This window comes from Flavobacterium sp., assembly GCF_043756175.1.
In the GTDB taxonomy this organism is placed as follows: domain Bacteria; phylum Bacteroidota; class Bacteroidia; order Flavobacteriales; family Flavobacteriaceae; genus Flavobacterium.
The window spans coordinates 1-13481 of sequence record NZ_JAYURN010000081.1; the positions used below are offsets into that span (position 1 = coordinate 1).

12 protein-coding genes are annotated in these 13481 nt (G+C 31.4%); 7 read left to right on the forward strand and 5 right to left on the reverse strand.

All coding sequences use genetic code 11. From position 1 onward, the window contains the following. The first annotated feature begins 23 nt into the window (after positions 1 to 23). Positions 24 to 110, forward strand: a complete 87-nt coding sequence (locus tag ACH2BP_RS06130) for a hypothetical protein (protein WP_395058051.1) — start codon at positions 24 to 26, stop codon at positions 108 to 110. A gap of 83 nt (positions 111 to 193) precedes the next feature. On the opposite strand, the gene ACH2BP_RS06135 is transcribed toward ACH2BP_RS06130, so the two are convergent. The 3 genes from ACH2BP_RS06135 to tsaD are packed head-to-tail and all read right to left on the reverse strand — an operon-like array spanning position 194 to position 2576. Next, positions 194 to 835 carry a DUF4159 domain-containing protein gene (locus tag ACH2BP_RS06135; protein ID WP_395058033.1) on the reverse strand — a complete coding sequence of 214 codons (642 nt, stop codon included), beginning with the start codon at positions 833 to 835 and terminating at the stop codon, positions 194 to 196. 12 nt (positions 836 to 847) lie between these two features. After that, positions 848 to 1552 carry a 16S rRNA (uracil(1498)-N(3))-methyltransferase gene (locus ACH2BP_RS06140; RefSeq protein ID WP_395058035.1) on the reverse strand — a complete coding sequence of 235 codons (705 nt, stop codon included), beginning with the start codon at positions 1550 to 1552 and terminating at the stop codon, positions 848 to 850. 1 nt (position 1553) lies between these two features. Then, the gene (gene tsaD, locus ACH2BP_RS06145; protein WP_395058037.1) at positions 1554 to 2576 is read right to left on the reverse strand and encodes a tRNA (adenosine(37)-N6)-threonylcarbamoyltransferase complex transferase subunit TsaD; all 1023 of its coding nucleotides are present in this window, start codon (positions 2574 to 2576) and stop codon (positions 1554 to 1556) included. A 131-nt stretch (positions 2577 to 2707) separates the two neighbouring features. On the opposite strand from tsaD, the gene ACH2BP_RS06150 reads away from it, so the two are divergent. The 6 genes from ACH2BP_RS06150 to ACH2BP_RS06175 all read left to right on the forward strand — a co-directional run bounded on the left by ACH2BP_RS06150 (position 2708) and on the right by ACH2BP_RS06175 (position 11486). After that, positions 2708 to 7234, forward strand: a complete 4527-nt coding sequence (locus tag ACH2BP_RS06150) for a translocation/assembly module TamB domain-containing protein (RefSeq protein WP_395058039.1) — start codon at positions 2708 to 2710, stop codon at positions 7232 to 7234. Positions 7235 to 7317: 83 nt separating this feature from the next. Then, positions 7318 to 8304 (forward strand): 6-phosphofructokinase, encoded by a 987-nt coding sequence (pfkA, locus tag ACH2BP_RS06155; RefSeq protein WP_395058041.1) that lies wholly within the window; start codon positions 7318 to 7320, stop codon positions 8302 to 8304. Positions 8305 to 8368: 64 nt separating this feature from the next. Beyond that, a complete protein-coding gene (gap, locus tag ACH2BP_RS06160) occupies positions 8369 to 9370 on the forward strand; it encodes a type I glyceraldehyde-3-phosphate dehydrogenase (protein ID WP_395058053.1) in 1002 nt (333 codons plus the stop codon). A 212-nt stretch (positions 9371 to 9582) separates the two neighbouring features. After that, positions 9583 to 10434: a BadF/BadG/BcrA/BcrD ATPase family protein gene (locus ACH2BP_RS06165; RefSeq protein ID WP_395058043.1), complete on the forward strand. Its 852-nt coding sequence runs from the start codon at positions 9583 to 9585 to the stop codon at positions 10432 to 10434. Between the two features lie 3 nt (positions 10435 to 10437). Beyond that, positions 10438 to 10806 carry a methylglyoxal synthase gene (locus ACH2BP_RS06170; protein ID WP_395046667.1) on the forward strand — a complete coding sequence of 123 codons (369 nt, stop codon included), beginning with the start codon at positions 10438 to 10440 and terminating at the stop codon, positions 10804 to 10806. A gap of 74 nt (positions 10807 to 10880) precedes the next feature. Further along, positions 10881 to 11486, forward strand: a complete 606-nt coding sequence (locus tag ACH2BP_RS06175) for a hypothetical protein (protein ID WP_395058045.1) — start codon at positions 10881 to 10883, stop codon at positions 11484 to 11486. Positions 11487 to 11517: 31 nt separating this feature from the next. Here ACH2BP_RS06175 and ACH2BP_RS06180 read toward each other — a convergent pair whose 3' ends face one another. After that, complete coding sequence (locus tag ACH2BP_RS06180; RefSeq protein ID WP_395058047.1) at positions 11518 to 12228, reverse strand: carboxypeptidase-like regulatory domain-containing protein; 711 nt, start codon at positions 12226 to 12228, stop codon at positions 11518 to 11520. A gap of 78 nt (positions 12229 to 12306) precedes the next feature. Further along, positions 12307 to 13353: a glutaminyl-peptide cyclotransferase gene (locus ACH2BP_RS06185; protein ID WP_395058049.1), complete on the reverse strand. Its 1047-nt coding sequence runs from the start codon at positions 13351 to 13353 to the stop codon at positions 12307 to 12309. Positions 13354 to 13481 lie beyond the last annotated feature (128 nt).

The window sequence follows — 13481 nt, forward strand, 5'->3', positions numbered from 1 at the left end:
CTAACGAATTAAATGCAGTTAACATGTCAAACTTAGAGAATGGTATTTATGTATTTAAAGTATTAAATAATAATAACACTGTTAAAATTGGAAAATTAATTAAGCAATAATTAGTTTTTAATCTTTTATTAAAAGCTCCCACTTGTAATTGCAAGTGGGAGCTTTTTTGTTTAAATCTAGAAACTTTCAAATTTTACGTTCCTAAAAAAACAAAACTAATAATATTAGCTCCCATTTTTAAAGCTTTTTCTCTAACATTTTTTGGGTCATTGTGTACTTCAGTATCTTCCCAACCATCACCTAAATCGCATTCATAAGTATAGAGTAGGACCAATTTAGTATCTATAAAAACCCCAAAAGCTTGTGGTCTTTTATTATCGTGCTCATGTATTTTAGGTAATCCCTCAGGAAATGGAAAAGGTTTTTGGAAAATGGAATGATTAGAAGGAATTTCTACTAAAGTTTCATTAGGGAAAAGTTTTGAAATTTCTTTTCGTATGTATTGATCCATTCCGTAATTATCATCAATATGAAGAAAACCACCAGAACGCAAGTAATATTGTAAGTTCTGAACTTCCGCATCATTAAAAACTACATTTCCGTGCCCAGTCATGTGAATAAACGGATACGAAAAAATATCTGCACTTCCTGGTGTAACCGTAACTGGTTTGGTTCTTATAGTCGTATTTATATTCTGATTGCAAAATTTTATCAAATTGGGTAATGAGGTAGGATTGGCATACCAGTCGCCACCACCACTATATTTAAGTAAAGCGATTTCTTGCGAAAGTACTGGTGTTGTAACCAGAATTAAAAATAAAATTATTTTTTTCATTTGTCGCTAAATTCACTCATTTATAAAAACCACACTATGACAAGCAACAACTGCAGCAGTTTCTGTTCGCAATCGGGTGTTTCCCAAAGATACAGGAATATAATTGTTGGTTTGCGCTAATTGGATTTCTTTTTCAGAAAAATCGCCTTCAGGGCCAATTAGTATAGTGTATTTTTCTTTTGGTTTTAGAGTGTTTTTTAATAATTTTTTGTCGGTTTCTTCGCAATGTGCTATACACAAATTTCCGTCGTGTTGCTGATTAATAAAATCTTTAAACGAAATAGGTTCATTTAACTTTGGCAGAAAAAATTGTAATGATTGTTTCATCGCCGACAATATAATTTTATCAAAACGCTCATTTTTAATAATTTTTCTTTCGGAACGATCACATATAATAGGCGTAATTTCGTGAATTCCCATTTCAGTAGCTTTTTCAAGAAACCATTCGAAACGATCATTCATTTTTGTTGGTGCCACAGCCAAATGAATATAAAAATCGGTCGGTTGCGATGTTTTGGTAATAACGATTCTTACAGTACATTTTTTTTCGGAAGCTAAAATAATCTCTGTCGAAAATAAATTTCCTAAACCATTGGTTACATGTAATATATCACCTTCTGTTTTGCGCAATACTTTAATTATATGTTTGCTTTCTTCTTTGTCGAAAGAAAACTCTTTTAAATCAGTATTTATATCCGGATTGTAAAATAATTGCATATTAAAAATCGATTCGTGCTTTGCTAACTACAGAAGCATCATTAAATTTATTTTCTAAAAAACGTTGGTAACCTACAATGCCAATCATAGCGGCATTGTCAGTCGTGTACTCAAATTTTGGGATAAAAGTTTTCCAGCCATATTTTTTTTCAGCTTCTTTCAATGTGTTTCTAATTCCTGAATTTGCCGAAACGCCACCGCCAATAGCAATTTGTTTTATTCCTGTTTGTTGTACCGCGAGTTTTAGTTTTTCCATCAAAATTTCGATAATAATATTTTGGATAGAAGCACAAATATCGTTCCGATTTTCATCGATAAAATTCGGATTTTCTTTTATATTATTTTGAATAAAATATAAAATTTGGGTTTTTAGTCCAGAAAAGCTAAAATCTAAATTTGGCATTTTTGGTTTGGTAAATTTATAAGCTTTCGGGTTTCCCAATTGCGCATATTTATCTACTAATGGTCCTCCAGGATAGGGAAGTCCTAATATTTTAGCACTTTTGTCGAATGCTTCTCCGACTGCATCATCGGTAGTTTCGCCTATGATTTCCATATCGAAAAAGCCATTTACTTTTACAATCTGAGTATGTCCTCCGGAAATGGTCAAGGCTATAAAAGGAAATTCAGGTTTATCGAAACCATCTTCATCAATAAAATGAGCTAAAATATGTGCATGCATATGATTTACTGCAATAAGTGGAATGTTTAACGCCATTGCCATACTTTTCGCAAACGAACTGCCAACTAATAGCGAACCCATAAGCCCTGGCCCTTGTGTAAATGCAATAGCAGACAATTGTTCTTTAGAAACATTTGCTTTTTTGAGGGCAACATCAATTACAGGAACAATATTTTGTTGGTGCGCTCGCGACGCTAGTTCGGGAACTACACCGCCATATTGCTCATGTATAGCTTGTCGCGCAACAATATTAGATAATACTTTGTCATTTTGCATCACAGCTGCAGCAGTATCATCGCAAGAACTTTCGATAGCAAGAATATAAATTGGTTTTTGATGCATAAAAGGCATAGATTTTGCGTTATATTTGATAAACCGATATAAAATATTTAATTTTACATCGAAGCCCAAAAATAAAGATTTTTTATCAAATCTAAAGGTTTAGGGCTGTTTACCTTTGCAAAAAACTATTGTTGGAAGAAAAGAAAAAAAATACAGGCCTCAAAAAACTTAGAAAATACACATTATTATTCCTTCTCGGATTGATATTGCTATTGTTGTCGCTTGGTATTGCACTTTCTTTACCATCTGTTCAAACTTATTTGGGGCAAAAAGCCACTGAATATATAAATGAAGAATTTGGTACAGATATTACCATTCAGGAAGTTAATTTTACTGTATTTGGAGGCGTAAAACTGAAGCAAGTTCTGATTAGAGATCACAAAAAAGACACTTTATTTTACATTAATAGATTAAAAACAAATATTCTAGATGCTAAAAAACTAGTGGATGGCGATTTGCATTTTGGCGATGTTGTAATGGACGGCTTATATTTTAATTTGAAAAACTACAAAGGCGAAAAAGACAATAATTTGGATAAATTTATTGCTCTTTTAGATGACGGAACACCATCTAAATCGAACAAAAAGTTCTTACTAACCGCAAATAAATTCAATTTAACTAATAGTTCTTTTTCGTTTAACGATTACAATCTTGATAAACCGTTACTTTTTGGTGCAAGAAAACTAAATGCAGTTACTACAAAATTTAAAATTCTTGGGCCAGATGTTACAACTTCAATACAAGAAATGTCGTTTATAGATAATCATGGTCTTGTAGTTGATAATCTTATATCTGAGTTTACTTATACTAAAAAGAATATTCTGTTAGAAAAACTAACAGTAAAAACACCAGAATCTGACCTGAAAGGAAATGTAGCTTTACGATATGACCGAAAAGACTTTTCAGATTTTAATAACAAAGTTATTTTTGATGTAAAAATTGATAAAGGTTCTGTTTCTTCTAATGATTTGAATTATTATTATGGAGAATTTGGTAAAAATCAGCGATTCAATTTAAGCGGAAAACTTTTAGGAACATTAAATAATTTTTCTACAAAAAAGTTAAAATTAATAGACAATAATAAGTCCGAAATTATAGGAGACTTTACGTTTAAAAACCTTTTTTCTAAAAATAAAGGAGATTTTTATATGAAAGGAGATTTCTCTAAAATATCTTCAACTTATAATAATCTTAATGCGATTTTGCCAAGAGTTTTAGGAGAAAATTTGCCTACAACGTTCAAAAAATTTGGGGTATTTAATCTTTCTGGAACGACAGAAGTTACTTTGAAAACCATAAAAGCAGATATTTCATTAAAAACAGCTTTAGGAAATGTAAAGTCTAATTTGAGCATGACAAGCAACGATAATATAGACAATGCAACTTATATTGGAAACGTAAAATTAGATAATTTTAATTTAGGAAAACTCTTAAACAGAACCGACGTTGGTATTGTAAATCTAGATTTAGACGTTGACGGTAAAGGATTTAACCAAAAATACCTAAATACAAAAGTAAAAGGAATAGCACAAAGTGTTTATTATAATAAATACAATTACAAGAACATGGTGGTTGATGGAACCATGATAAAGTCGATATTTAAAGGAAATATTGGAGTAAACGACCCAAATTTGCAAATGGATTTTGATGGAATTCTGAATCTAAACAAAAAGGAAAATAAATATGATTTTCATGCCAATGTTGAATACGCCAATCTTAAAAAACTAAAATTATATACAGCAGATTCTATTTCGGTTTTTCGTGGTGATGTTACGATGAAGTTACAGGGAAATTCAATTGACAATTTGTACGGAGAGGTTTTTATAAATAGTACTTCCTACGAAAATAATAAAGATACTTACTTTTTTGATGATTTTGTGGTAAAATCATCTTTCGATGAAAATCGTATTAGAACCATGACCATCAATTCACCTGATATTATTGAAGGGAAAGTGGTAGGAAAATTTCAGTTTAATCAGCTTAAAAAATTAATAGAAAATTCTTTGGGAAGTTTATATGCCAATTATTCACCAAACAAAGTAAATAAAGGTCAGTTTTTGAAATTTGATTTTAATGTGTATAATAAATTAATCGAAATTTTTCTTCCAGATGTATCTCTAGGCGAAAATACATTTATGAAAGGTATGATAAATTCTGATAATGATGAATTTAAATTCAATTTCAAATCGCCAAACATTACCGCTTATAATAACTATTTTGATAATATAAATATTGATATAGACAATAAAAACCCTTTGTATAATGTTTATGTCGAGATGGATAGCATCAAAACAAAGCATTATAAAGTATCAGATTTTAGCCTGATAAATGTAACTGCAAACGATACTTTATTTTTCAGAACAGAGTTTAAAGGAGGTAAAAAAGGAGATGATTTTTATAATTTAAACCTTTATCACACGATTAATAAAGATAAAAACAGTGTGGTTGGAATCAAAAAATCGGAAGTTAATTTTAAAAATTATTTGTGGTTTATAAACGAAAATGAATCTAAAGATAATAAGATTATTTTCAACAAGAAATTAACCGATTTTTCGGTTGAAAAAATAACAATGTCACACAAAAACCAAGTGATGGAACTCATGGGGGTTTTGCGAGATTCAACCTATAAAGATTTAAAACTTTCGTTAAAAGATATTGAACTCGACAAAATCACACCATCGGTAGATAGTTTAAAATTTAAAGGAAAAGTAAATGGATTGGTCAATTTTAAGCAAAATAAGTCTATTTACGAACCAACTGCATCAGTAACTATTGATAGTTTGATTATTAATGATTTAGATTTAGGGAAGTTGGCTATCGATGTAAAAGGGGATGATAGTTTTAAGAATTTCAAAATAAATTCAGTTTTAAAAAATGACGGATTAGAATCTTTTTCTGCCGACGGAAACATATTTATCGAAAACAAAAAAACCTTGCTCGATCTAGATGTTCGACTCAATAATTTTAATATGGGCATTTTTAGCCCTTTGGGGGGTAGTGTCATTACAAATATTCGAGGATTAGCTTCAGGAACAGCAAGTTTTGAAGGAGAATTAGAAAATCCAGAAATTAAAGGAAGATTGTATTTGAATAAAGCAGGTTTAAAAATCCCGTACTTAAATATTGATTATAATTTCGAAAATAACTCGGTTGTCGATGTAACAGAAAACCAATTTTCATTCAGAAATATAAAAATTAACGACTCTAAATACAGTACAAAAGGCGTTTTGAGTGGAGGAATACGTCATCATAATTTTGGAGATTGGCTTTTAGATTTGAACCTAAACTCCAAAAGAATTGTGGCTTTAGATACAAAAGATTCTGACGATGCTTTATATTACGGAACGGCTTTTATAGATGGAGATGCAACGATAAAAGGACCAATAAATGGTTTGGTTATTAATGTAAATGCAAAATCGGAAAAAGGAACATCTATAAAAATTCCAATTAACGATTCTGAATCTTCATCAGAATATGATTATATAAAATTTAAATCTTCAAAAGAGTTTGTTGCTAATAAAACAAAAGGGAAAAAATCTAAAAGTTATAACGGCGTAGAGCTTAATTTTGAATTAGATATAACTAAAGATGCTGAAATAGAAGTTATTATAGACAAAAGTTCAGGACATTCGATAAAAGGACGTGGTGCAGGAAGTTTGCTAATGGAAGTAAATACATTAGGTAAATTTAATATGTGGGGAGATTTTCAGGTTTATGAGGGTACTTATAATTTTAAATACGGAGGTATTATAGACAAGAAATTCGACATCAAAAAAGGAGGATCAATTTCTTGGGATGGAGATCCGCTAAATGCAACATTAAATATGGAAGCTGTTTATAAAACAGAAGCAAATCCAGGAATATTATTAGAAAATTCTTCATTTACTAAAAAAATTCCTACCGAAGTTGTTATCAAACTTACAGACAAACTTACAAGTCCAATTCCTGATATATCTATTAATTTTCCAACATTAAGTTCTGTCTTAAAAGCTGAAATAGAATATAAATTAAGTGATAGCGACAAGAGACAAACACAGGCTATGGCATTGTTATCGTCAGGAAGTTTTTTGAGTGATAAAGGTGTTGGTGAGAATATAATTACAGGAAATTTACTAGAAAAAGCAAATAGTTTATTTCAAGATATATTTTCTAATGATGATGACAAACTAAAAATAGATCCTTACTATATACAAGGAAACAAAAAAAGTCTAGATTCCAGAACAGATGCGCAAGTTGGGGTAACGCTTTCAACAAAAATTAGTGATAAAGTAACTATTAATGGTAAGCTAGGCGTTCCAGTTGGTGGTGTAAATGAGTCCGTTATAGTAGGAGATGTTGAAGTACAATTACGTCTAAACGAAGATGGATCGCTTAAAGCTCGATTTTTTAATCGCGAAAATGACACAAATTATATAGGAGAAAGTATTGGCTATACTCAAGGATTGGGAGTTTCTTATGAAGTAGATTTTAATACTTTCAAAGAACTAGTTGAGAAAATTTTGAATTCTAAAAAAAATAAGAAAGATAAAGAATCTAAAAAAGAAGAAATTCCAGATTCTGATTTAACACCAGATTTTATCCAATTTACAGAACAGCGCCAGAAAAAAGGAACTGAAAAACCCAAAACTGTTCCTGAAACTGTTCCTGACTCAAACTAAAGATTAATATTTAATTAATTTAAATGTTTATCACATTTAAAATTGTAATACTTTAGTAATACAAATTTAATTTACCATCATTAATGCCAAAAACGATAAAAAAAATAGGAGTTTTAACTTCAGGAGGAGATGCTCCAGGTATGAATGCAGCTATCCGTTCAGTAGTGCGTACTTGTGCTTACCATAATATAGAATGTATTGGTATATATCGTGGTTATCAAGGTATGATAGAAGGCGATTTTAAAGAAATGGGTCCACGATCTGTAAACAACATCGTTAATAAAGGAGGTACAATCCTAAAATCTGCAAGATCTAAAGAGTTTATGACAGCCGAAGGTCGTCAAAAAGCTCACCAACATCTTATTGATTCAAATATTGATGCGCTTGTAGTTATTGGTGGTGACGGAACTTTTACTGGAGCCGAAATCTTTAATAATGAATTTGATTATCCTGTTATGGGAATTCCGGGAACTATCGATAATGATATTTTTGGTACCAGCCATACTTTAGGTTACGATACCGCTTTAAATACTGTGGTAGAGGTTATTGACAAAATTAGAGATACAGCCAGTTCTCATAACCGATTGTTTTTTGTCGAAGTTATGGGACGTGACGCAGGTCATATTGCACTAAACGCTGGAATTGGAGCAGGAGCAGAGGAAATCCTAATTCCCGAAGAAGATTTAGGATTAGAAAGATTATTAGAATCGCTACAAAAGAGTAAAGCATCAGGAAAATCGTCGAGTATAGTTGTTGTTTCCGAAGGTGATAAAATTGGTAAAAATGTATTTGAGCTCAAAGATTACGTCGAAGAAAATTTACCAGAATATGATGTTCGTGTTTCAGTATTAGGACACATGCAACGTGGTGGAGCACCATCTTGTTTCGACAGGGTACTTGCTTCTCGTTTGGGCGTAAAAGCAGTGGAATCATTATTAGAAGGAAAATCAAATTTTATGGTGGGATTACTTAGTGATAAAGTGGCATTAACACCATTAGAGCAAGCTATTAAAGGAAAATGTGAAATTGATAGAGAGTTATTAAGAGTTTCAGACATCATGTCCACTTAAAAGGTAAAAATTAAATTAATATAAATTGGTGAAGCATGCTGCTAAACCTTAAGAGAAAATGAAAATGAAAGTAAAATTAGGAATTAACGGTTTCGGAAGAATTGGAAGAATAGTATTTAGAGAAACCTTTAACAGAGACAATGTAGAAGTAGTAGCCATAAATGATTTATTAGATGTAGAGCATTTAGCTTATTTATTAAAATATGATTCAGTTCACGGACGTTTTGCAGGAAAAGTAGAAGTTAAAGACGGAAAACTTTTCGTAAACGATAAAAATATCAGAGTTACTGCCGAAAAAGATCCAGCAACCCTAAAATGGGACGAAGTAGGAGTCGATGTTGTTGCCGAATGTACAGGTATTTTTACCACAATCGAAACTGCACAAGCACACATAAAAGGCGGTGCTAAAAAAGTAGTTATATCAGCACCATCTGCAGATGCACCTATGTTTGTTATGGGAGTAAACCACGAAAAAGCAACTGCTGCCGATACCATTGTATCTAATGCATCATGTACTACAAATTGTTTGGCACCATTAGCAAAAGTTATCAATGATAATTTCGGAATTGTAGAAGGACTAATGACCACAATACACTCAACAACAGCTACACAGCTCACTGTTGACGGCCCTTCGAAAAGAGATTATCGTGGAGGAAGAGCAGCACTGTTAAACATAATTCCAGCATCAACAGGAGCAGCAAAAGCAGTAGGAAAAGTAATTCCAGAATTAAACGGAAAACTTACAGGAATGTCAATGAGAGTGCCAACTTCAGATGTTTCAGTAGTAGATTTAACGGTAAAATTAGCCAAAGAAACTTCCTATGAAGAAATAATGTCAGTTTTAAAAAAGGCCTCAGAAACTTCTATGAAAGGCATTTTAGGTTATACTGAAGACGATGTGGTTTCTCAAGATTTTATTGGAGAAAAACTAACTTCTGTTGTAGACTCAAAAGCCGGAATCGGATTAAATTCAACGTTCTTCAAAATCGTATCTTGGTACGATAACGAGTACGGATATTCAAGCAAACTAATCGATTTATCGGTACATATCGCAGGATTAAAATAAAAAATTCATACATATAATTCCCATTAGTTTCAGTGATAATGGGATTTTTTTGAAGCTATTTCCTGCTATCCGTTGCAATCTTTTATCTCGCAAAAAAGCTCGACAAAAGGATTTTCACTACTATCAGGGCTAGAAAAAATTAGTATTCAAATAAACGATTAACCACACGAGCGTTAGCGAACTGACGAAGTAAATAACCGATAAATAAGAAAATGAAATTACTAGTAGATAGTGGCTCTACAAAAGCCGATTGGATTGCTGTAAATGATGCAGGAAAAGTATTGTTTACCACGCAGTCATTGGGTTTAAACCCAGAGGTTTTAACCAAAGAAGAAATTATCAAACGTTTAGACGACACATTCGACATTTCAAATAATAAAGACAAAGTAACACTTCTTTTCTTTTATGGTGCGGGTTGCGGAACGGATAGAATGAAAATTTTTTTAACCGAAGTCTTCCAAAATTATTTTCCAAATGCAAAAGCAACTGTTCACGAGGATACCTATGCAGCAGTATATGCCACAACACCTAAAAACGAAAAAGCGATAGTTTGTATTCTTGGTACTGGATCTAATTGTAGTTATTATGACGGACAAGTATTGCATCAAAAAGTACAATCACTTGGTTACATCGCTATGGACGATTGCTCAGGAAATCGTTTCGGTCGAGATTTGTTGCGAGCTTATTATTTTAATAAAATGCCAGCAGATTTAGCCAAAGAGTTTGAAACAACTTATAATGTTGAGCCGGATGCTATCAAACATAATTTATACAAAGAGCCTAATCCTAATGCCTATTTGGCAACATTTGCCCAGTTTTTAATAAAGCATAAAGACACAGAATTTTGTCAGAAAATCATAAAAGACGAAATAGAGGTTTTTGTCGAAAACTATATCAAACAATTCGATAACTACAAAGAAGTTCCTGTACATTTTATAGGTTCGATAGCTTTCTATTTAAAAGAAGAATTAGAAAATATTTTGAATAACCACGATATTAAATTAGGAAATGTATTGCGCCGCCCTGTAGATGGTTTGATAGATTTTCATATTTTAAATAGATAATAAATGGAAATTGCTATAATTGCTCACGATCGAATGAAAGCTGATTTAGTTCAGTTTTTAAATAAAAACGCATCAATTCTTCATGCAAAAAATATTTCTTTAATTGCAACGGGAACTACTGGTAATAAAGCAGAAAATGCAGGTTTTCAGGTTACAAAAATGCTTTCTGGTCCTATGGGAGGCGATGCTCAAATTGCTGCTCGCGTTGCAGAAGGAAAAACACAAATGGTTTTGTTCTTTAAAGATCCAAACTCAAGCCACCCACACGAAGTAGATATAAATATGCTTATCCGTGTTTGTGATGTTCATAATGTTCCTTTAGCCACAAATGAAGCTACGGCACAGTTATTGTTGTATGCTATTTCTAAATAAAATAATAATGTTTTTTTTTATTTTGTGGCTCGGATATTTTTGTATATTGGCTAAACCAAATTACCTAGTTTATTATGAAAAAAATCGCACTATTAGTCTTACTTGTTTTCTGTGGAAATGCATATTCTCAAAAAAAGAAAGCAACTAAAGCTATTCCATCAGTACTTATTGCAAAAGGCAATAATTCTTCGGCAGAATTAGTTAAAAACAAATTTTACCTTTTTGTAAATAATGCTACTTCAAAAGATACTTTATTGCTAAAAACTTATCCAGATAAAGGAACGCCTACAGATTGTAAAATAACAACATTTACAACAAAAGGAACACCAATGTATCTTGTGGCTTGGACAGATAAACAAAAAATTGAAACCAAATTAAAAACAGAAGAAAATACGATTACAGAATCTCAAATCTGGAATCCAGCCACGAAAACTTTATTAATAGGAAACACACAAACTGTTGCAAAAATTAAAGAAATTGTATTTTTAGATAAACTAAAAACCGCTTCAGAAACACAAGAAAAAACGAGAAGATCGGGTTATGAATTTACACTTTTAGGAGAAGATTTTTCGCTAAGTGACAAATCATCGAGTACAAAATATATCTACAATCCAACTTCGATGAAATATGAAGTTGCTAAAGCAAAAGCAGCAACTCCAGTAAAAAAGAAAAGAAGATAATAATAGGAAAACGAGCAATTGCTCGTTTTTTTTATTTAAACCAATTTCCAATTTTATGAAATGTTCTGCCAAGGAAGGTTTTTCGTTTTGCTGAAATACCTCCAACCATTGCAATCATACCACCTAATCTAACTCCATCATCATTCATGGTAATATTATAATTATTAGAAGTGCCTATAATTAAATTTTCTTCTTTCATTCCCATAAAAGAAAAAACTAAAACATCACCTTCTTTTACTAAGATTGAATATTTACCATCAAAATCAGTCGAAACTCCACTTACAGTTCCTTTTATAACAACATTTACACCAGGCATTGGTCCAGTTGCATCGGAAACAATTCCAGTAATTTCTTTTTCTTTGTTTGTTTTTACTTCTTCTTGTTGAGCTGGTTTTCCTAAAAAATGTTTTGTTTCTGTTTGTTCAGTTTTTGGAGCTTCTTGTGCTTTCACTTCATTATTCCCAAAAGCTAGCAAACTAAATAGGGTAGAAGTAGTTGCCAACCAAATAGAACCTTTTTCTTTCGGAACAACTAAATCCCTATTAAGTTGCGTGTTTAGGAATCTTCCGCAAAGTTTGTTGTCATTATTATAAGCTTCAATAATTTGTCTGTCGGTCGCTTTTGTAAAATCGAATACATTTTTTTGACAAGATCCACAATACTTACCTTTTTCGACAGTAGTCATCGCTTGCCAGTTTTCATGACAAGGTTCTGGAATCGATATATTGATTTTACTTTTCATTTTTTAGGTTAAAAATTGTTTCTATATTTATATAGAGGCAATTTTTTCAGAAAAGGTTGGGACAGTTTTAAAAAATTATTAATTATTCACTTTTATTTCAAACATTTTGTCCCAGTTTTTTCCAGTTACAAAAATGGTATTTGTTTTAGGGTTGTAAGCAATCCCGTTTAAAGAGTCGGTATCACTTACTTTAGCTAATTTTCTTAAACCTGACAAGTCAACCAAAGCTTCAACAGCACCTGTTAAAGGATTTATTATTATCAATGCGTCTTTCTCCCAGATATTTGCATATATTTTTCCATCTATCCATTCTAACTCGTTTACTTTTTTAATTTTACTCGTATTGGTATAAACATTTATAAAATCGATCATTTTTTGATTTTCTGGTTTCATTTTCCAGATTTTCTCGGTACCATCAGATTGATAAATGTATTTTTTGTCATTTGTCATACCCCAACCTTCAATGTTTTTATCAAATTGGAATGTTTTTTCTAATTTTAATGTATTTGCATCATAAATAAAACCTGTTTTTTCCTGCCAAGTTAATTGAAAAAGTTTTCCGTTTATAAAAGTGATTCCTTCTCCAAAATATTTAGAATCAATATTTACTTGTTGCAGAGATTTTCCTGTTTTGTAATCTGTTTTTCTAACATAAGAATTGCCATTTTTTCCAGTACTTTCATACAAGTTACCATTGTAAAACTCTAAACCTTCTGTAAATGAACTGATGTCGTGAGGATACGTGTTTAAAATCGAATAAGTTAGTATTTTGGGTTCTATATTAGATAACATTTCGACTCTTGTAGTTGTTTCTTCGTTTTCTCCTTCAAAATGAGCTACAGCCTTCAGGTTTTGATAGCCTATTTTTTCGTTGGTTAATAAATAACTAAAGGCTGAATTACCTTTTACTGCACCAATTTTTTTATCATTATTGTAGTAAGTTACCGAATCGATTGTTTTATTTGCTTCGTTTTTTAATGTTAAATTGATTGTATCGCTGTTGTGAAACATCGATTTGAACTTACTTTCATCGATAGAAAATAAATTTTTAGAATTATTTTTATCACCACAACTAATTAATGTTGTTAGTAATGATATGAATATTAATACGTTATATTTTTTCATTTCTATTTTTTTTACGAATACAATATATAACATCATTTTATATAAAACAATGCGCTTGTAAAAATACAAAAAGTTTGTATATTTGCACCGGCAAGTCCTACACGACCAGCTCCTGCAGACTCCCCCAG